This window comes from Pseudomonas sp. C27(2019), assembly GCF_008807395.1.
In the GTDB taxonomy this organism is placed as follows: Bacteria; Pseudomonadota; Gammaproteobacteria; order Pseudomonadales; family Pseudomonadaceae; genus Denitrificimonas.
In genome coordinates, this window is the sequence record NZ_CP043320.1 from 1,527,312 (window position 1) to 1,547,967 (window position 20,656).

12 protein-coding genes are annotated in these 20,656 nt (G+C 48.0%); 2 read left to right on the forward strand and 10 right to left on the reverse strand.

The annotated features are described in order from the left end of the window. Nucleotides 1–98: 98 nt before the first annotated feature. From FXF61_RS06940 to FXF61_RS06980, 9 genes are read right to left on the reverse strand one after another with little or no spacing between them, the layout of a single operon-like run. Nucleotides 99–3,173, reverse strand: coding sequence for a DEAD/DEAH box helicase (locus FXF61_RS06940; protein ID WP_151184585.1), 3,075 nt, complete (start codon nucleotides 3,171–3,173; stop codon nucleotides 99–101). A 30-nt stretch (nucleotides 3,174–3,203) separates the two neighbouring features. Beyond that, nucleotides 3,204–4,151: an EH signature domain-containing protein gene (locus FXF61_RS06945; protein ID WP_151184586.1), complete on the reverse strand. Its 948-nt coding sequence runs from the start codon at nucleotides 4,149–4,151 to the stop codon at nucleotides 3,204–3,206. 30 nt (nucleotides 4,152–4,181) lie between these two features. Further along, on the reverse strand, nucleotides 4,182–5,435 hold the full coding sequence (locus tag FXF61_RS06950; protein ID WP_151184202.1) for an IS256 family transposase: 1,254 nt from the start codon (nucleotides 5,433–5,435) through the stop codon (nucleotides 4,182–4,184). Between the two features lie 41 nt (nucleotides 5,436–5,476). Then, on the reverse strand, nucleotides 5,477–6,127 hold the full coding sequence (locus tag FXF61_RS06955; protein ID WP_151184587.1) for a hypothetical protein: 651 nt from the start codon (nucleotides 6,125–6,127) through the stop codon (nucleotides 5,477–5,479). Next, entirely contained in the window at nucleotides 6,114–6,863 is a 750-nt protein-coding gene (locus tag FXF61_RS06960; RefSeq protein ID WP_151184588.1) for an OmpA family protein, read from the reverse strand. The genes FXF61_RS06955 and FXF61_RS06960 overlap by 14 nt, the downstream gene beginning before the upstream one ends. Beyond that, nucleotides 6,856–8,856, reverse strand: coding sequence for an anti-phage ZorAB system protein ZorA (zorA, locus tag FXF61_RS06965; protein WP_151184589.1), 2,001 nt, complete (start codon nucleotides 8,854–8,856; stop codon nucleotides 6,856–6,858). Before zorA ends, FXF61_RS06960 begins: the two co-directional genes overlap by 8 nt. 52 nt (nucleotides 8,857–8,908) lie before the next feature. Then, nucleotides 8,909–9,586, reverse strand: a complete 678-nt coding sequence (locus tag FXF61_RS06970) for a hypothetical protein (RefSeq protein WP_151184590.1) — start codon at nucleotides 9,584–9,586, stop codon at nucleotides 8,909–8,911. After that, on the reverse strand, nucleotides 9,586–14,784 hold the full coding sequence (locus FXF61_RS06975; RefSeq protein ID WP_151184591.1) for a DNA methyltransferase: 5,199 nt from the start codon (nucleotides 14,782–14,784) through the stop codon (nucleotides 9,586–9,588). Before FXF61_RS06975 ends, FXF61_RS06970 begins: the two co-directional genes overlap by 1 nt. Continuing rightward, a complete protein-coding gene (locus tag FXF61_RS06980) occupies nucleotides 14,781–17,699 on the reverse strand; it encodes a DEAD/DEAH box helicase (protein ID WP_151184592.1) in 2,919 nt (972 codons plus the stop codon). Before FXF61_RS06980 ends, FXF61_RS06975 begins: the two co-directional genes overlap by 4 nt. Nucleotides 17,700–18,390: 691 nt before the next feature. On the opposite strand from FXF61_RS06980, the gene FXF61_RS15085 reads away from it, so the two are divergent. Further along, complete coding sequence (locus tag FXF61_RS15085) at nucleotides 18,391–18,525, forward strand: hypothetical protein (RefSeq protein WP_256663523.1); 135 nt, start codon at nucleotides 18,391–18,393, stop codon at nucleotides 18,523–18,525. An 89-nt stretch (nucleotides 18,526–18,614) separates the two neighbouring features. Beyond that, a complete protein-coding gene (locus tag FXF61_RS06985; protein WP_151184593.1) occupies nucleotides 18,615–19,934 on the forward strand; it encodes a helix-hairpin-helix domain-containing protein in 1,320 nt (439 codons plus the stop codon). Nucleotides 19,935–20,137: 203 nt separating this feature from the next. On the opposite strand, the gene FXF61_RS06990 is transcribed toward FXF61_RS06985, so the two are convergent. Further along, entirely contained in the window at nucleotides 20,138–20,491 is a 354-nt protein-coding gene (locus tag FXF61_RS06990; protein WP_151184594.1) for a hypothetical protein, read from the reverse strand. Nucleotides 20,492–20,656 lie beyond the last annotated feature (165 nt).

Below are 20,656 nucleotides of genomic sequence, written 5' to 3' on the forward strand. Positions count from 1 at the left end.
CGCTGCAAGATATAATCAGGCGCGTAGCTGTTGGTTTGACTGCGCTCTTCAAATTCCAGAACAGGAAAATAGTCCCATTGATAGAGTACAGTAATAAATCAGCTAAACATTCCTTTTATTACATCAGCTTCTTTAACCTGCTCAGAGGTAACCACAGCCTCTTTTAACAAGTGTTTCCGATCCAGTAGCAACGCCAAATGCTCATCAAATGATTGCTTATTAGGATGCAGGCTAAAGGGATAGTAAATACAGACATCTTTTTCTTGTCCGATTCGATAGACGCGGTCAGTAGCCTGTGCCTCTTTTGCCGGGTTCCAGTGTCGCTCCAGATGAATCACATGGTTAGCACCCACAATGGTCAAGCCGACTCCTGCGGCGATCGGTGACATGATAATAATGTTGAAGCCAGGCTTAGCTTCAAACTGCTTAATCATGCTTTTCCGAGTAAGTGACTCACGCCCACTGTTACTCTCTACAGTTTTAGTGTCACCATTAATAATGTCGATTTTTAAACTGTAGAGTACATCTAGCGCTTGCTTGAGCATTAGCTGCAGACGCTTATTAATCGTAAATATAATGACTTTTTCTTTTTTGTTTTGAATTGCATCCAGTACTTTCTTGAGGGCAATGAGCTTGGCTGAGCCAGATACAAACTCGAGCCCTTGCTTGGCAGTCATCATATTCAAAGTGCCGGGACTCTGTAGCTCTGGGTGCAAGCTAATATTACGCAATGCTGCTAGAGCCGTGAGCGCTGCCCCTTTTTCTTGTGTTCCGACCTGCTGCTGATAGCCGCTTAAGATACCGTCATACTCTTTAAGCTGAGTACCCCGCATATCTTGTCCTAAATACTCTAAAAGCTCTGTATTGACTGCGTTTTTCTGCAGCAGTTTTCCTACAAATGAGCGCTTTTCTGGCAAACCCGGCAGCTCTTCTTCTTTGGTGCGTCGCAACATAAATGTACCGGTGGCATTGCGCAGCTGCTCACCGATTTCTATACGTTTATTCTCTTTTTCTTCAGCTCCAGCTCTCACAATTGGGGAAACCCAGTTCTCACGAAAAACAGGCCAGTCACCTAATAAACCGGGCTGAGCAGTATCCAGTAAACACCAAAAGTCAGCCAAACTGTTCTCTACTGGTGTGCCGGTTACCAGCATTTTAAAGTCAGCTTTTAATGCTTTAGCAGCTCGAGTTTGCAAAGTATTCGGGTTTTTAATGTTTTGCGCTTCATCAAAAAACACCAAACCCCAGTCCACTTTGCACAAGGAGAACTGGTATGAGCGCAAAGTATCGTAAGTGGTAATGACTAAACGTCTAGGCATATCTAAACGTTTCAAACCTGCTTCTTGCCCAACATGCAATGCATATTTAATTTCAGGTGTACCTTGCTCGCTGCCTTCACGCTCATTTATTTGCTCAGTGAGCTGGACTGACTCACGCTCAACACCTGCAACACGAAACTTATTTAAATTTTTACCTGACTGTAAAATCTGGATGTCAGTAAATGGTGACTTTTTAAATGTCACAGCCACTTCATCTTCCCAGTTTTCTAATAAGCTAAGTGGCGCAACAACCAAAATGGGTTTATGAGTTTTCTCTTGCTGATCAAGCAAACGGTAATATTCGTTTGTTGCGACTAATGACATATAGGTTTTACCTAACCCCATGTCATCCGCTAATAGCGCGCCTTCGATACGTACAGGCTGCTCACTCCTTGTTAGCGCTTGACTGATTAAGCTAACAGCCCACTCAACACCTTTACGCTGGTGTGGGTAGGGATCACGCTGGCAGGCTTGCCAGTCAATCTGATTAGAGTCAAATTCTTGGTTGGCTAGCTCAAGTAAATATTTGTTTTTCTCTTCAGCAGTTTCGAGCAAAAGCGTCCATCTTTTGGCTGGCTCAGCATTTTCTTGCTCACTACTGGGGCTGTCGTCTAGCCTAGTACTCTCGCCATCATCAAACTCACCTTCAGCATAACGAGCCCCTAAACTCTCTATCTGCTGAGTGACCTCTGAAGGCTTACTGATATCAACAGTTTTTCCGTCAAACTGCATAACCGTCGCATTACTGGCCCGCGCAGCCTTGTACTGCTCTGCGAATCGTTGCAAATCTTCAGGGCATTTAATAACTGCATCAAGGTTTTTTATTGGCTGTTTTTCAATTAGAGCATCACTGAACCAATCTGTTTTTTCACTATCGAGCTCACCAAAAGAAAGAAAAACCAGCTCACCAATGCCAGTTACTCGCGTGGAGAACCCTACATCCAAATCAATTAAGCTCGCATCTAAAAAAGCACTCGGATTTTCAATAAAATTCTTAACCTGATCCTTAGAGATATGTTGATTGCTGAAGATCTCATCAATCGCTTGACGCTTTTTCTTATCCAGCAAAACAATAGTATTCTCAACGCGTAACGCGCCACTGTCTGGCGAACCAATCACCTGTCCCCAGCGTGACTCTAATTGTTCATTGGTTAATGAATCGATACTGGGACGGAGCGTTAAACTATCATCACTGTTGCGATGAACATGCACACCTATACTTTCAGGAACTTTTACAATGAACTCCTCAAAGTGTTTTAAATCAATATCCATTCCAGAATCTTTAGCGAGCTGTAGCTGCGCTATTAAGCGCAGATTCTTTAACTCGCTGCGCTGCTCAGCAGTGAGTTCTTGATGCTGCTGCCATGCTTCTAGACCAATCAACTCACCAGTGTTTAAACGTGCATGCCTGTTGCCTGGCAGTTTTATATAAGGCCCTTTTAACTCAACAGGAAGCTCACCGTGCTCTGCCGACTCAACTAATAATGTTACTGAAAAGTCTTTTTGAGTAGTAAAACTGCGTGGCTGCGCTATAAACTTCAGCTTTTGTCGCCGCTCAATGCCTAAAATATTTGCATACTCAAGATCTTCAACTTCGCTATCACCAAGCTGAGCACACACCACCTCTTTTGGCAGTAAAAAACCATTGGGCAACGCTGTAGCTAAACCTTGCTCTACAAGCATTTTCAAAATGGTATGTTGTAAAGAGGTTTTTTGAGCATTTTCGAGTGCCGAAAATAACTCAGGTGCAGTGGCATATAATAATCCCTCGGAGTTAGCTGTCACTTGATAGATATTCGATGATTCTGAGGCCTTATTACCAAGCAAAGCTCTAAGCGTATTTATAATGCTCACGTCCCACACCTATTCAATAACTTTCAGATATTATTTATACTGCCTTTCGCGCAAGTAAGGATGACCAAACCTACTTATATAATACTTATAATCTTCACGGTTCATTATTTTTTCAAGGTCGATTTTAATACCGTTACCGTATAAAAACTCAACAACTTCATTTCGCCAGGTATTTTCGTGATGAGTAATATCTCTATAGGGCCAGCCCGGATATTTTTGTCGATAACTTGCTGGAATTTTATGTATAAGTTCAGAGTGTGTTAATTTAACTTTAGGATTGTAAGAATCAAACAATTCCGTTGGCTTGGCGAGATACAACCATATTTTAAAACTGTGTGACCCTTGAATTAAATAAAAATCGCCACAGTCTAAATAGATAACGGCCGTATCCGTCATGCCAGTTAAGGGTATATAGCTAATTTTACTTTCTTTACTGATACTTCTATTAACAAACCCTGCAGCGCGAGTGCCTAGCATTAAACGTGCATTTCGAATAATTCCCTGCTCAAACAATCCCTCCAAAAATCTTTTGCGCGCTGGAAACATCCGTTGCAGCGCTTCATCATTCGAGCTCACCCCATACGCTTCTACTGCCTCAAGGAACAAGCGCAAATCCTCTTTAGCTAGCCAGCTTCGAACTCGTGAAATTCTTTGCTCACCTAAAGGCTGCCACCACTTACGAAAGTTGCCGGCTGTGTTGCTAATGCGTGGATCACCAGCGATTTCAAGCAAGACTTTAAGCCAGTTATCGGTCGGGCTAACAGTAACTTTATCAATCAGCAGCTGCATAGCCACGTGCCCTAACAGTTTCTGACCGTCGTAAGGCGCATTAAAAACTGATCTGCGTTGTATTTCTACCAGTACAGAATCCCATTGTCCTTCAGCCAAACTCTCGATTTTTTTGATGTAGAACAAATAGCGACACTGCTCAGCAAAGCGCCCTGTATCAAAACCTTTTAAACCAAGCTGATCAAACAAAGAGTTATGGTCAAATCTGGTGTACGAGCATCAGGCGGTTTTCCTGTCTGATTGCTCCATTACTTGTTCGCCGTCTTGGAATTTAACGTTATTGACCACGAGGGTTAGCAGTTGAAATCCTTTCAGGCGGTTCCAGCGCTTCTGCGCTGATTGCAGCAATTTATAAACCATTGCTAGGGTTGTGTTTCTTGAACCGCAGTTGCGAGTTTTGCTGGTTCTTAAACGTACTGTAGCGAAGGCAGATTCAATTGGGTTGGTGGTGCGTATACTCACCCAATGTTCTGCTGGAAAATCGTAGAAAGCCAACATGCTCTCACGGTCTTTAGCTAAGCATTCCATTGCGCGTGGGTACTTAGCAGTAAACCTTTCCAGCGCTATATCAAAGGCTTTATGAGCCTTCTCACGCGTCTCAGCCATCCAAATATCATGCAGTGCCTCCTTCACTTTGGGCTGTACTGCTTTGGGCAATTTATTGAGCACATTGGCCGTTTTATGCACCCAGCAGCGTTGTTGTTTGGTCTGCGGATAAACCTTACTCAGGGCTTTCCAGAAGCCCAATGCGCCGTCAGCTGTTGCCAGCTTTGGGCAGGTCGTAAGCCCACGCGCAACCAGGCCATTCAGCAGCTCAAGCCAGCTGGCTTCAGACTCACGATAGCCTTCTTCAACAGCAATCAGCTCCTTGCGGCCATGCTCTGTCACGCCCATCACCACCAGCAAGCACAGGCGGTCATCGAGGCGGACGTTGCTGTAAATACCGTCAACCCAAAGGTACGCGTAGCGCTTGTCACTCAAATCGCGCTGTCGCCACTCTCGGTGCTCATCAATCCAGCGTTCCTTGAGCCTGGAAATGGTGTTAGCTGACAGGCCTTTGGCATTCTCACCCAGCAAGGCTGCTAGGGCTTCTTGGTAGTCTCCAGTGGAAATACCTTTGAGATACAGCCACGGTAATAACTCTTCAACGCTGCGGGCACGCTTGAGGTATGGCGGTAGCAGTGCGCTGGTAAAACGAATACCAGAGCAGCTACGATCACGCACTTTTGGCACCTTGATATCAACATCGCCAATGCCCGTTTGGATGCTGCGCTCAGGCAAATAGCCGTTACGCACCACAGCTTTGCGGCCATCGGGTAAACGCAGTTCTTCATGAGCTTGCAGCAGTTGCTGCAGCTCTACTTCAACTGCTTGCGCAATGAGCTGGCGAGCACCATTACGCAATAAAGCAGTTAGCACATCAGTGCCAGTTTCATCTGGTTGTGAAAGAACATTCAGGGTAGTATTTGTCATGGCGTATCGCTCTACTGTTAATTATTTCTTGGTCGAAACAATCAACAGGATACGCCACCCTCTTTTCCCCTCATACACCACAAATGACTATATCTCTCAAACAAATCCTGCAAATCGAGATTTCGTTTCGCCGCATAATCGACAGTTTCTAGCACGGCATTATCTGATAACAGCATGTCTTGATGCTCAACAAAGGCATCAAACAGATTTTTAACTGCTGTTTGATTCCGTTTTTTTCTTCTTACTGAGAAATACTCAAGCTGCTTTATTAAGAGAACTTTTAGTGCTTGTAATAAACCTGCGGTATGCTTGCTTAAATTTTCAAGCTGCTTGTAAAATTTTAAATAAAGGCTCATCAGCTGGATTGTAATTAAACGACCTAGCCAACCTGTCCTTTGCTTTAAATATTCTATGATGTCTGTGCGCAATAAATGACTCCGCATGGACTCATCATTCAGCCATAGCCAAGTCAGCGCTCGCAACGTAAGACGGTCTTCTAAAAAGCTTATAAATTCTGCCGCTGAGCCACCGCCATTAACCCAAGCTTTAATCTCATCTACTCGCTCATAGAAACGTGCTGATTGTGTACCAGTACCTTCGCTGCGAACCTGCTCTATTACTTCTTTCCATTGCTGAAAAGTATTCCCTGGCCACTCAGCTAACTGTATTTCACTCAGGCTAGGTAGTTTCATCTTGGTTCTCAGCATTTTCATTTTGAGCAGACTTAATTTCTTCGCTTTTAGGCCTTCGAATAGTGATACGGATATCAATGCGTCGATTAGCGCTAAGCTCTTCATCTGTCTCCTGCTTTTTTGTCACTGGCCGTGTTTCACCATAACCACTTACAGAAAACAAAGGCTTATTATCTTTATTGAACATAGCTTGCAAACTACCTTGTGCAGGTAATGCATCGCTCCAATATTGCCACAAGGAAATGGCTCTGAAGGTGGAAAGCCCCCAGTTGCCTGTACCCATAAGACCATTATAAAGTCGATTATCGGTATGCCCTTCTACAAAAACAGTGTCCAGATAATCAAGCCGATCCTCATGACTGATAACTTGGTGCAACACCTCTCCAATCGAATATGCAGTCCTGCGGTATTCTGGCTGAATATCATAAGCAGCTGTATCAAAGCCTAAAAGGTCATTTGGTACACGCAGCACGCTGTCGTTTTCACTTACAACAACTTGAATACCTCGTTTAGCAAGTTCTTCAGCAGCTTCGTCTAGAATAGTTTTCCGAATCTTTTCAGCGGCCTCCAATACCTCGATCTTTTTATCGAACTTCCCCTCGGTTTCCATCAGCTGAACCATTAAAGCAATCGCAGCAAGAATAAAAACCACCAACAGCGCTGACATGATGTCGGAAAACGACATCCAGTACGGGTTTTCTTCATCGACTGGACTTGCCGGCTGATACTTACGCATGGGTCTCTACCTTTTGCTCAATATCATCAACCAAGTCACTGATCATACTAACCGCACTTTTCATTTCTTCAGCAAAACTTATAGTTTGTTCGTTCCAAACTTGCATGCGCTCAACCGTTTGGCTGTTAACTTCATTGCTATATGTTCTTAGCCATTCTTCTGTTTGCTTTTCAAGTCCCTGCACCTGATCCGTAAACGCCTCAAGCGTGTCACCAAACTCTTTACGCAAACCTATTAAGAAACTTTTTTGTTGCTCTTCAAGCTGGCTAAAGCCTTGACTTGCAGACTCTGCAGCTACCCTCAACTCGCTTGCTGTTCCAAGCAAATTGTCTTGTAAACTTTTTAACTGCTGGCTTTGCTGAATTAAATGACCAGCAAGCTGACTGTTTTCCTCACTGGTTTTAGCAAGCCCTGTAGTTAACACTTCCAAAGCTCCAGCCAATTCTGTCGTTGCAGCCCGAGTATTGCTTGAAAGCAACCCTAGCTGTTGACTGGTGCTTTCGAGGTTCTGGCTGCTACTTTCCATGCCTTTTATAGCTTGCCCTAAATGGGTGCTTAACTGCTTATGATGCTCAACCAATAAACGGTTCTGCTCAGCAGAGTTTCGACTGAGCTCGGCTAACTCAGCAAGTAAGCCTGCCTGCTCTTTTCCCAACTCCTGAATCGTTGCGCTGACTTGCTCTTGCCTTATTTGCTCGCGTGTTTCAGCTTGCTGCCGTACTTCTTGCTGCTGCGCTGTCAGCTGTTGAATTAAACCTTGTTGCTGGACAGATACATTGTTAATGAGTTCTTGATGCTGTTGCTGTGTCTCTTTAGCCTGCTGTTGATTATCTGCAGCCCAATCCTTTTGTTTTGTTTGCTGCTCTTGCAGCATCGCTACTAAGTTCTCTTGCAGCTTTTTCTGTTGCTCCTGTTGCTGGTTTTGCTGCTCAGTAGATTTAGCTAAAAACTGATCTTGTTGGTTATTTAACCGCTCAAAAACTTGGTGCAGTTGCTCACTGATTTGCTGCATAGAATCCTGCACTGCCTTAGCTGCACCATTCATTTCTTGAGTTTGTGCTTGCCCTGCTTGACGCATGCCACCTACAAACTCATTCATTAGCCCTTCTAGCACCTGGGAAGATTGTTGCTGTGTATTATTCACCAAACTATCAATCGCAGGTTTCATAATACTGTTGAGAGAGCTAGTCAATGCGGCCTGCATTTGCTCACCCATATTGGTCACAGACTTTTGCAACTCGGAACCAATTTTCTCATGCAGAGTTTGTAAAGCAGATGTGCTTTGCTCGCTATAGTCTTCAATATGCAGCAACGACTGCTCATTTGAGATCATTGGAAACATTTGTGCTAACTGCACATTTAGCTTTTCAACAGAGGTATACGCTTTTCTTTCTAGCGCCCTTTCGAAAACTCCTGCGAGTAAACTTAAAAACACACCCCATACAGAAGTAGTGAATGCTATGGATGCGCTACCAATGAGCTGATTAATTCCAGTTTTGAGAACTGCTGTGTTATTTGTATCAATATCAAGACCTTTCAATCCAATCACTAGACCAACAAATGTACCTAAAACACCGATAGCGACTAATATGCTCGGCACTGAAACTATAAACCGGTTATTACTTAACCAAGGATAAAGACTCTGACTATTGAAAAAATATTTACTATCAAGCGTAGTAAAAACTTTTGTTTTTGTTGGGTTGCTAACTAAATGCTGTTCAAATTGAAACCATTTATTTTTAAATACCTTGTCTTTTAACTCGTCAATTTGATTTTTAAGATTGGCTTTTAACGCTGCACCTTGTTCATTCTGTTCAGACAACAGTTTTATAATGGTTTCTGTGCGTTGATTTTTTTTAATTATCAAATAGAAAAGTAGAAAACCCCCATACAGTCCAGTAATCGTAAGCATGGAATAAACAATAAGCTGGCTAATACTGTCACTCGGCTTGACTGCTTCAAACAAGCCTGTCAAAGAAAAAAAACTTTCCAAAATCACTCCTCCAAATACTTAAATATTTGCTTACACAAAATGGAATTGCTAACTATGCATCCCGATCTTCGCGTAAATAAATTCTCATGCTGTTTTCATCAATATAAAAATAATCAAGCACTTGTATCAGTGTGTCTTTAATGGTGTTTGCGGACATGTTTACTTCGGTGTAAAAGCCAGCGGTTAAAGCATGAGCCACACGCAGCTTTTCTTTTTGATGTGCGAATAAGGGGTTGCCGCGATTGCTGATGAAGCGTTGCTCGGTGACTAAGGCTGCGAATTTATCGGGGTTGGTGCTGTACAAAATATCCAGCACTTTTAGATAGATCGCTTTCCAAGTGGTGATTTGGGTATAGGCGATGCCGTTCAGGACAAAACCGTAGGGGCGTTTAAAGGTGAAGTTGTCACGCAACGAATAGGCTTGGCTGCGGTCGAGCTCTTTAATCATCCGTTGGTTTTTCTGAGCATCGTCGCTGCCGTGCTCAATAACCGGCTGCAGGCTTGCGCTGTCTTGTTGAAAATACTGGCTGAGTTGCTGCTCTATCGCCGCGGCGGTTTGGCTCAACTGTTGCGTGGACTGGTTATAGTCTTGAAGAAATTGAGCACCGGCCGTTATGGATTCATTATTACGTGGATCGATATCCAGCCAGATATCATCGGCAAGGGAAATCAGCTGTTCATTTACCTCAGTCAATTGACCGAGGATGTGTTGTATTTTTTTAATGTCCATTATTGGCCCTCTCCCGCAAAAAACGCCCACGCGGTGGCGTAGTCTTCTTCTCTGTTGGGTTTGAAGAATGGGGCTTGGTAGGTGATGGTGCGTTGTACGGGGCCGGTGGATTGGGTGGTGTCGGTGTAGGTTTTGCTGACGGTGTCGCCGGCGGTTAGGTGTTGGATGTCGTTCCAGCCGAGGGCGATGCCTTGTTCGGTGGTTGTGGTGGTGTCTGGGGTATTGCTGTCGCGGGCATGGCCCGCTCGTACAGGTGAGTAATCCGCTTGTGCAGGGGGTTCGTTGTTTTGTAGGTCGGGATTTATCCCGACTTGTTGGGCTGAAGCCTGACCTGCATTAGATGGTTCTGGGTTATCGCTATCGCGGGCGTGGCCCGCTCGTACAGGGGAAGCGGCGGCTTCGGGATTGGCGATGGTTATGGTGTAGCTGATGCCGTTGTCGAGGTCGGTTTTGCGGGCGGTGCGGGGGAGGCCGACGTCGACGAGGCCTTTGCTGGGGGTGAAGATGATGCGGCCGTTTTGGTCGTACCAGGTGTCGGCTTCGTATTGGCGCATGACGGGAAACTGGACGCGGTAGATGGTGAGCAATTCGTCGAGGCTGAGGCCGAGGGCTTGGGCGACGAGGACGTCGATTTCTACTAGGGCTTGGCGGCGGGCGTAGTCGCTGCGTAGGGCGCAGTGGCGTTGCCAGTTTGGGGTGAGCTGGTTAAAGAAGTCTTGTGGCAAAACCTGTGCGCCGGGGTGGTCGCTGTCGGGGCGGATGCTCCAGCTTTGTTGGGTGAAGGCTGGGTTCCAGCAGTCGCTCCAAAGGTCGGCGTAGTGATTGGTAATACAGTTTAATGTTAGCCCTAAGAGCTGCATGCGCCCATTTTCTAGTAGCGGAAAAGTAGCAAGCAGCGCACCGTACAAATCACTTTTACCGGTGCTTTTTAGGAAAAAATCAAAGCAGACTGAATAAGTCGAAGCCGCAAAGTTTGATAAGATTTTACTATCAGAAACTGCTGTGGCAACAACAGTATTAATGTTTGCTACGTTCGGTGGAATAAGCGTTCCTATAAATGACCGTTCTGATGAAGAGCCAAACATACGCCTATTAACAAATCGATAATATTCCGTTATACGCTTAGGCTCCGTTGCACCCTTATCAATCCAATTAACTTTGGGGGTAAAAGCACGATATTCATCTGGACTGCAAGCAGGTACATAGTTAGTACGTGGTAGGTAATTTTCAGGAATAGTAGCCAAATCAACTCCATCGTAATGACTACTTAACATGCATTGCTCTCGCGGGGTTTTATAAAAAGAACTGCCTACGAAAAAGTGTGGCCCCGAGAGCACCCACTGGTTAGTATCATCTGGAAAACTGGTTTCTCTGCGTATAATGCCATCACGTTGCGCGTAAGTTTCATCGAACATGACGGTTGAAGTTACTAGGTTTTTTAAGTCACCTAAACGTTTAGGTTGAGCAGCAAACTTTTCCAATACAGCAAGCAATTGCTTAGCATGCAAAGCCGGTAAACGAGCAGCTAAAGGCTCAGTACCTGCTTCGTCATAAAGCTGGGCAAACAATGCAAGTTCTTTTTCAGTCACGTGAATAATTCGATCATTATGACCTTGAGTATTCCAGGCTGATCTAACCGCTCCATTAGCAGCAATAAACTCTTCTTTAAGCCCTGTTACTTCGCCTTGGCCATCATGCACAAAACAAGAGTCAATAGTTGCAGCAACGAATAGATTAGCAAGGTGCCTAAAAGCTAAATCGTGCTGGCACGAACCATAAATATTAATGCTATACGTCGTTGCATGGTGTACTTCAGAGAACAATGACATTTCATTATGAAACTGAAAATGTGCCCTTAATCGTGGATAAATCGCCTTTCTTAAACCACCGCCTTTAGGATCATCATAAATCCCTTCCGGATGCAAAAAGCCACTGACGCCTTGGGCGCTGGTATTGCTCCACGCCTGCGGTAAAAAGCACTTATACAGATTGGTTTGCACACCTTGTAACAGTGGGTAGTTACAGACATCGTTTAAGAACAGCTGCGTCCCTTCACTTTGCTCATATTCAGCCAGCCAAGTGCTCACAATCGCAGGGTTATCGGCAAATTTTTCATCACGCAGTTTCGCCATTTGTGGCGCGGTGAATTTGCGCAGAATAAACATCGGCTCAAAGTCACCCAGCACCGAGCCGGAGTTCCACTCGACTTTTAACCACGGCGGATTCCCCAGCATCAAATCAAAACCACCGTCATGGGCTGGAGTTGTTTCATCTGCTTGCGGCGCACCAGCAAAGACATCGGCAAACTGCAAAGTCCAGTGGAAGAACTTATGCAGGTTGGCCAGTTGCTCCACCAAATCAAAACGCGGGAAGGCTTGCTTGAGCAGTTGGGTGTCGACCACGCCGTGTTGGCTGATAAAGCGTTTGCCCTCTTCGGGGTTTTGCGTGCTGGCAAAGAGGTCGTGTTGCTCACTGGCACGCACGCCAATGGTGTCGCCAAGCAGCAGGCTTTCCAGCTCAAACAACCATTCTTCACGGCTGGGTAAGTCGCCTGCTTGTTCGATGGGCCAAAACCACAGGGCGCACCAGTAATCCATCGCCAGTTTTAAGCGGCCAAAGGCGCTGCTGTTGCTTAAGTCGCGGGCGTAAAGCTCTTGCGCCAGAACTTGGTCTTTGTAATCCAAACTGGTTTGAGTGCGGCCGGTGCTGGGCATGCCATAAATATCGTAAGGGTCGCTGGTTTTTTGACGAATCTCGCGCTGCTGGGCGGCGTGCAGTTGCCAGAGTTGTTCAACCTTGGCGCTGAGTGCTTCGAGGCGGCGCTGCTCATCGGCATCCAGCGGTTTTAAAAAGTTTTTGCGCCACTCGCTGAGCTGTTTGAACGGCTCGGGATAGAGGCTTTTGACTTCTTTATCTTTGTAGTGGGCCATACCGGCGGCGGGCAATAAAAAGTGCCAAATCTGCCCTGCACTGCGCGGCTGACTCATGGCGATGGCCTGCGGTGCGCTTTGCAGCCATTGCTGGGAGTCGTTGTTTTTCGCTGCGGTTTGGCTGGTTTTATAGACTTCGCGGCGCGCGCCAATCAGCGAGTTACCGTTATACAGCTGCATGCCAAACCAGGGCACAAAGCGGTCAGCAGATAAGGCGTTGAGCCACAGCGAGACTTCGGCCAGCTCCACCGCCACAGGGTTGAGGTCAATGCCGTAGACGTTGTTATCGGCCAGATACATTTTGACCTTTTGCAGCTCAGCCACATACTGCTGCTGGGGAATGCGCTCATTTTGCGCGCTTTGCATCAGCTCTAGGTATTTCTCAGCGAGCTGGTTAATGGCTTCGTTTAAGAAGGCGGCGCTGCCCATGGCAGGCTCGCAGACGGTGAACTGCAAGAGGCGCTCGGCACGCTGACGATCGTTGGCCAAGGGTTCAAGCTGCTGGGCGTAAAGCTCTTTGAGGGCGTATTTGACCAAGCTTTTGGTTAATACTTCGGGCGTGTAATAAGAGGCTGACTTTTCTCGGTCACGCCCTGCCATACGGTAAATAAAGGTGCCTTTGGGGTATTTTTTCAGGCTTTTGTGGCCGTAGGCATCGCTGCTGTGTTGTTCGTAGACTTTTTCGTCGTCTTTGTAGTGCTCTAAGGCGGCGGCATTAACGAAATAGCCGGTATCGAGCAGGTTGTATGTCTCGCCGGCTTTTTGTACTTCGTAAAGGTCTTCAAGGGCGAAAAACCCCCGGTAGCTGAGCAGCGCCTCATACACGGCACCGAGTTGGTTAATGCCCAGTTGCGCGTAGGAAATACGGCCACGGCGGCGTTTGCCTTTGGCCGGACGGCTGAGCGACATCAGCTGAATAATGCGCTGCAAGAGATGGTTAGGAAACACCACTTTGGCCAGCAAAGCGGTGTGTTTAGGGTCGAATAAGTGCGATTTGAGCGGTGCCATGCTAAAGGCATCGCGGCCGGTTTGGCTGGCGGTGCTGAGTAAGTCGGCATGGTGCTGCTGCTGATCGGGCGTGCCATTGGCCACCAACATAAAGAGGATGTTGAGGGAGTCATTAAAGTAACGGCCTTGGCGCTCTTGTTCGCTGGTCAGCGGCATCAGTTCCAGCTCGCGCAGGTGCTCTAAAGAATAGCCTTTAAGGTAGACATCGTTGCTGGTCGGCGCGTAGCCCAGCTCGGGGCGGGCTTCGATATAAAACAAAAACAGTAAGCGGTACATATAGCGTAAACACTGGCGCGACAGCTCATCGGGGTCGAGCTGGTTTTTGCCGCTCCAAATGCCACGGTTTTGTTGACTGGCGAGGGCAATAAGTTGCTGGGTGGCTTCATTACCGAGCAGCTCGATGCATTCACGCAAGGCGTATTTTAAATCCTCGGAGACACCATAGGCATGTTTATGGGCGTTTTCATCGAGGGTGTCGAGCAGGGTTTGCCCTTTGGCGTCGAGTAAAGACTCTTTGTGCAGCAGCACGCTGACGGCTTTGAGGGTTTCGGTTTCGCGGCGGCTGAGCAGCTCTTGCCAGTTAAAACGAATCAGGCGGTTCTGGGCGTATTTGCTGCGGTCGATTAATAACCATTGGTGCGGGCTGGCGAGAATCACCCAGCGCGGCGGCAGCGTTTGGCTAAAGACGGTGCTGGAAAGCAGCTTTTGCCAGTTGTCTGGGTTGCCGTTGCGTGCGCTTTTGCTGGTATCGGCATGGTATTGCGGCAGGTTTTCAAGCTGGGCGCTGTGCAGCGGTAAAGCTAAGGGGTCGCTGTCGGCATCGTACTGATCACCTAGCGGCTGGGCTTCCAGAATCCATAACAGTGGCTCGCCTTGGCTGTTTTTTAACTCACCGAGCAGCGGTAAATAGCTTTGTGTGTGTTCGATGTAGTGCGCGCGCGGTGCATAGGGCAAGTTTAAAATCGCCAAGGTTTGGCTGAGCAGGTCGCGGCCGAGTTCGAGCTGTTCGTGTGGTTTGTGATTGCGGCTGTATTCGTCGAGCAACAATAAGGTATCGCGGGCGCTGTGCTGGAGGCGGTTCCACGGTGTGCGCCAAGCGTTGCGTTTATCCTGCTCGGTAACGGCTTGTTCGCGGGCGCTGGTTTCTTGTTGCTGCCAGTTTTCCAGGAGCGCTTTGACATCGCTGTCACCGGCGAAAATTTCAGCCATATAGTGCTGGCTGTAAAATTCGTTTTCATTGCTGATGCCAGTGAGGTTCATTGTGCGGCTCCTGTTGCGCTGTCGGCTCCTGCGGCGGCATGTGGCAGGCCGGTGAATACGGCGGCCACTTGCAGGTAAGGTTGTTTTTCAATGATCTGGGTGTTTTCCAGCCACTCCCAGTAATCGTCAAACAGACGATCAATTTCGCTTTGACGGTTGGCGCGCTGGCTGTCTAATTGGCTGCCAGTGACGCTGCTTAAGTCCATTTCCATTTGCTGGGTGTGCTTGGCTTTGAGGGCTTCGAGGGCATCATACTGCTTGTTTAACGTGGCATTGCTGCGCTGCTCATAGTTGTCGCGCTCAACTTGCAGCTGTTGTTGGGCTTGGTGAATGGCGATGGGCAGCAGTTGAGCCAGCGCGCGGGTGTCGCTGCGGCGGCCGGGATTGACCAGTGTATTGAGATCAATGCGCTGGAGAAACTCAGGCAAATTGCAGCTGTTAATCACTTGCTGATCTTGAATGTGTACCGCGCACCAGCTTTGCAGGTGCATTTGCCCGCGACGGTTGGGGAAGCCACCGTGCAGCAAGACCCAGTGTTCGTTGCCTTGCAGCTGCTGCGGCAGGCGAATCACCGGCGCGGTATGGCGGCCAAAGGCATTCAGCGAACGGTCGTAGAGCCATTGCATCACCGGGTGCAGCGGCCAGAGGTAGTGAATCTGCGGCCAAGGGCTGTCTTCTTCACGGCAGCGTTTGAGTTCTTCACTGATGCGCGCGCGGTTGCTGGTCAGGGCAAAGCGGTCATCTTCGGGCCAGACTTCACGGGGTAAAAAGCGGCGGCGTTGTTTTAGATCATTGGGTGCGGTGAGGTGCAAGCTGTCACCGTCGATTGCCACTTGTAATGGCACACCGGCTTCTTGTTGCAGCCAGTTGACCGCGGCGCTGGCGTAGTCGATATCGCTGTTAAATATTTTTGGACGCTGGCCGAGCATGTCTTCCAGTGCCAGTGCCGTACTTGTGGGGGCAAAGGCATCGAGTAAATCCACCGGCGCATTGCCGCTGCTGTCGACGCCGCTGAAGAAGTTATTGATCAGATCATCAAGGTTGTCGTCATCACTGCTGACACGCTCAATCAATTCGGCAGTGATGGCCTCGCCTTCTTCCTGGCTGAACTCGCTGGGGTCGCCAATGTTTTTACCGGCTTGGGCGTCTTTTTCAATCAGCACTTCGAGAATGCGGTTATCGCCTTTGATTTTTGGGTTATCGCTGTCGGTGAGCAAATAACGAATCAGCGGCTGGCGGCTTTGGCCATAGCGGTCAATCCGGCCGTTGCGCTGTTGGAACACCATCAAGGACCAAGGAATATCAAAGTGCACCATGCGGTGACTGAGGTGATGCAAGTTGATCCCTTCGGAGGCGACATCAGAACAAATCAGCAAACGCGCGGGACTGTTGCGCTGGTTGAACGTATCAACGGTGTTGGCCAGGTCTTTGTCGCTCATATCGCCGCGCAGAATCAGCACTTGGTCTTTCTTGAGTTTGCAGTCTTTGGGCAGGTGCTGTGCTAAAAACTCAAGCGTCGGAATGCTTTCGGTAAAGATCACTAAGCGGTCAGTGGCGTCTTTGGGGTTCCAGTTGAAGGCTTGGCCTTCCGTTGTGTCGGCATTTAATAAGCGCACTAGCTGTTGGTATTTGCTGAAGCTGTTGGCATCAATGTTGTGTACGGCATTGGCTAGCGTGTGCAGGTTGTCTAAGTCACTGTTAATGGCTTGACGTTGTTCTGCGGTTTTGGCGCTGGCGAGGTTTCTTTGTAAACGTTGGGCGCGATTGCTCACGGTGCTTAATAAAGCCGCCGGACTGGAAAACAAAGCTTTGGTTAAAGTGGTGCGAAACAACTGCCCTGCCCCAGCGCCTTTTAGGGTTTGGAATTCGGTGTCGAGTAGGGTTTGGTAGGCGTGCTCTTCGGGCAGGCTGGCGGGGGTTTTTAAGGTGTCGATATCGCGGTCAGGGAAGCTGTCGTTCAGCTGCTCGCGTATGTCTTCTTTAAAACGGCGCACCACCAAGCCTTTATCGCGAAAGTCTTCTTTGGCGTAGTCCGATGGGTTGGCGATGGCGGTTGGGTCGAGCATATTGACCAAGCTGGCAAAGCTTTCTGGTTTACCGTCGTGCGGTGTAGCCGAGAGCATGATCAAGGTATCGGAACGGGTGGCCAGTAATTTGGCTAAACGGGCGCGCTGGGAATGGTTGCTGCGCTCGGCGACGTTGTGCGCCTCGTCAATAATGATGATGTCCCAGTAGGCCTGCTCAAGGTAATGGCGGTAGTCGATGTCTTGTTTGAGCGTATCAATGGAAATAATGGATCGGTCAAAATAATGGAACGGGTTGTGGTTGGTCGGGATACGGTTGCGCACGCGCTGCAAACCTTGGGAATCCAGACGGGTTAAACCAATGCTAAAGCGGTTCCAGAATTCCTGCTGAAACTGGCTGAGCATGGATTTAACCGCCAACACTAAAATGCGTTTGCCTTTGCCACGGGCAATCAATTCACTAACGAGAATACCGGCTTCGAGGGTTTTACCCAGACCTACGCTGTCGGCAATCAAAATACGCTGACGGGGTTGCTGCAGGGCTTGGCGTGCCGGTTCGAGCTGATAGGCCATGACATCTAGGGCGGCGTGTTGGCCCAGATAGACTTTTTCATCGACGGGCGGCGCTTGGCGGATGAGCGTGGCAAGGTATAAACGGCTGGCACGGTAGGCGCTGCTGGTGTCATCGACTAAAACAGTGTCTTCCGGTGCCAGTACGCGGATATTGGGTTCGATTTTAGTTAAGAAAGTTGCTTCGCGGCCACGGACTAATTCAGACAGGCCTTCGCAGGTCAGCAGCTCGCCACCGTCAGAGGTGTGGTCAATGCATTTAATTCGCCATTCGGCATCACGAATTTCAACACGGACACCGGGAGCATAACGTTGCGACATAGCAGCCTTCCTTAAGCAAAAATGGTCTTTCCGAGCTGTTAGCAGGTCATTCAGGGCTAAATGTGAGCCGATCGACACTTTGAAAGTGCGCTCGAGTTTAAGCAGATTCAGTAAGCGGCTCAAGACCTTAAAGGTAAAATACTTATTAAGTATATTTTCACTGCGCTACTTCAGGCCGAAATGGGTTCTCAAGAAGGCTTTAATACGCAAGTGTGTGCCGTATTCGGCTTCTAGCCCGCTGCTGCCGCAGCGCTTGCAGCAACAGGGCACTTCGTCTGGTGTAAAGCAGTCACTGGTGGGACGGCAATGGATGGTCCAGTCGCAAATCCGGCAACGTAAATTAAAAGGACGCGGGGGAAAAGCCATGGGGTATTCCTTGATTAGATTGGCGTAACTTCGTTGTACGCTAGTGATACGACAGACTGTGTCGCTTGATTAACGGCACATTAATTTTTGTAAGTTTCTGCAGGCATCTGTAGGGTAGCCAGACTGTATGCGTGGGCATAGCTACTCGTACACGGGCAATTTCATGCGGGATTTTCCAAGTGACACAGGTGCACAACGGCAGATTTGCATGCAGATATGCATTAACGACATAGTTTGTCGCATGCCTGATTTATGCTGCATTCTCATTAATGAATAAGAGCCGTTAGCCTGTTCATTAAATCGATAAAGCAGCAGGAGTAGAACAATGATTAGAAATATTTTAGCCTTGGTTGGCTTGGTCGTCGTGGCAAAGGCGGCGTACAGCCACTATGAAGAATTTAGCGATTTGAAACGTAAGCAAGCCGAGCGTGAGACACGCGAGCAGAATAACCCGACTTAAGTATGACTGCGGCAATGCTAATAGAGGCTAGCGCAATCAGCGCAGGGTTTACTGTATTGGCTAGCGAATAGAAAAGATCAAAACACAATATGGCTTTTTTTAACTTTGGCAAAAAAGATCAATACGGCAAGCAACGGCGTATTGAGCATCGCGGGAAAAATCTGCGCATCAGCCGTACAGGCGGTGTTGCCTTACGCACGCAAGCAAAAGCCGCTGGATTAACGGTAACGGCCAATAGCAAACATGGGCTGCGAGTCTCCAAGGGCCTAAGCAAAGGCACGCAAGTCGCTTTACAAAACGGTCGCTTTGTACTGCGCGGCCGTTATGGTCGCGGTCCAACGCGCCTTAATTTATCCAAAACCGGAATGAGCGTATCGACACGTAACCCGATAGGAACCTTTAACTGGATCAAGCCCAACCGCTCCTCGGTGAAAATTGCTGGGCTACAATTGCGTGGTAAGAAAGCTGCCAATATTCAACTGCTCTACATGCTATTTATGCTTATCGCGCAAGGGCTGCAGCTGTGCGGGCGGATGTTGAGTTTTATCTTTCGCGGCACAGGCAGTCTGCTTGTGGGCTTATTCAGCTGGATCGCCAGCTTGCCGCAACGCTTTAACGATGCATTAGAACGTCGACGCAATAGCAAAATCGCATCTTACCTTGGCCGCACCGAGCACCTGTTTGAGCCACCCATCAACCAATGGACAGCATCCGAATTACAGGCCGCACTGCTGTTAGTGCTCTGCGGTTGGGGGCGCGGCTTAACGGCCCAAGAAACGGCGGTACGCCTTGAGCAGCGTGCCCAACAGCAGGTCAAAACATCTGACTCAGCGCCAATACTGAATGTCACTGTTTCTGAGCTTAATAAAGTAGCGCAACGCTTAGAATACTTGCGTACAAAAAATGAAGGTCAAGTTTTCGCTGAGCCGCAGGCCGTCACTGCCCTGCTCGCTCAGCAGTTTGCCCTGACTTTTAGCCCGGAAGATTGCGCAGAAGCATTACTGAATGCGGATGATTGGATAGTGGCATTGGATGAGCGAACAGCGCTGCAAGAACAGTTGGTGAAAATTTTCATGCACTTTGCCCAATTGCGCTTTGAAATCGCAGAGCCGCAGATGCCAGAGTCCAATGAGCATAGTCGTTTTGACGACGCCGACAGCCTCAGCACTGCAGCGCTTAGGCGAACCTCACAACACGCGTTTGCTAATAATTCAGCCGCGCAAAACGACCTGATCAACCTAAATACTGCATCAGTTGAGCAACTGCAGACACTGCCGCATATTGGTTTTGAGCGCGCACTTGAGATTCTGGCGCTACGGCCTATCACTCAAATTTCGCAGCTCACCGCTATTAAAGGAATTGGCCCCGCACGGCTCGCCGATATCAAGCAGGCAGGGATTGTGCTGTAAATGGTGTGATTTCGGCTGCAGTCTCAGTCGCAGTAACGCTACCCACAAAGCAAAAACTCAGTCTTTACGGCCTAACCGGGAAACTATGAAATAGACGGTTCTGCAGGATTACCAAAATGCCCATGCACAAAAACACAAAAACCGAATCAATGTAACAAAACCGCTGTAAACCCTCGCCCTTGCGCTGAGAAGTCACGCATTTGTTATTTCTTTAGCGGTGGTGGCTTTGAACAACACACATGCACGTACTTGTCACTCGTGCGTACATTTTCGTCAGTGAATCTATACCACGCGAGCCTTTGATTCTGCCACCAGCCGCCTTTTACACGACCGCCATACGCCTCAACACGTTCTAACAGTGCGTCAGTCGACCAGTGCCTACCATCGAAGGTGACAATCAGTTGAGTTGCTTGCTTAACTTCAGCGAAATCAATACTCGGATGCTGATTCAGCTCTTGAATAAGCGCCTTCCATTGAGTCTCTACGATGTTTTCAACAACCAGCTTGCGCCGAAGCAGAAACTGCGCTTGGCTTGTTGCTTTACGGGCTTTGATCATGGCTTTACACCTCTAAGCTTGTGTCTGTGCTGACCCATTTTATCACAGCAGCCCTGCCTTGATTGCAGCCGAAAACTCTCAGATAGGGATAACTTAAGCTGATTTAGCATTAAACAAAAAACACGTAACTATTGATCGGCTACACGCCTAGATTAGTGCTCAACC

What these genes read in the sequence shown, in the direction of transcription:
- FXF61_RS06950 (WP_151184202.1), bottom strand. Translation starts at nt 5,435, where the DNA reads ATGACAAATACTACCCTGAATGTTCTTTCACAACCAGATGAAACTGGC.
- FXF61_RS06955 (WP_151184587.1), bottom strand. Translation starts at nt 6,127, where the DNA reads ATGAAACTACCTAGCCTGAGTGAAATACAGTTAGCTGAGTGGCCAGGG.
- FXF61_RS06960 (WP_151184588.1), bottom strand. Translation starts at nt 6,863, where the DNA reads ATGCGTAAGTATCAGCCGGCAAGTCCAGTCGATGAAGAAAACCCGTAC.
- FXF61_RS06970 (WP_151184590.1), bottom strand. Translation starts at nt 9,586, where the DNA reads ATGGACATTAAAAAAATACAACACATCCTCGGTCAATTGACTGAGGTA.
- FXF61_RS06975 (WP_151184591.1), bottom strand. Translation starts at nt 14,784, where the DNA reads ATGAACCTCACTGGCATCAGCAATGAAAACGAATTTTACAGCCAGCAC.
- FXF61_RS06980 (WP_151184592.1), bottom strand. Translation starts at nt 17,699, where the DNA reads ATGTCGCAACGTTATGCTCCCGGTGTCCGTGTTGAAATTCGTGATGCC.
- FXF61_RS15085 (WP_256663523.1), top strand. Translation starts at nt 18,391, where the DNA reads ATGATTAGAAATATTTTAGCCTTGGTTGGCTTGGTCGTCGTGGCAAAG.
- FXF61_RS06985 (WP_151184593.1), top strand. Translation starts at nt 18,615, where the DNA reads ATGGCTTTTTTTAACTTTGGCAAAAAAGATCAATACGGCAAGCAACGG.
- FXF61_RS06990 (WP_151184594.1), bottom strand. Translation starts at nt 20,491, where the DNA reads ATGATCAAAGCCCGTAAAGCAACAAGCCAAGCGCAGTTTCTGCTTCGG.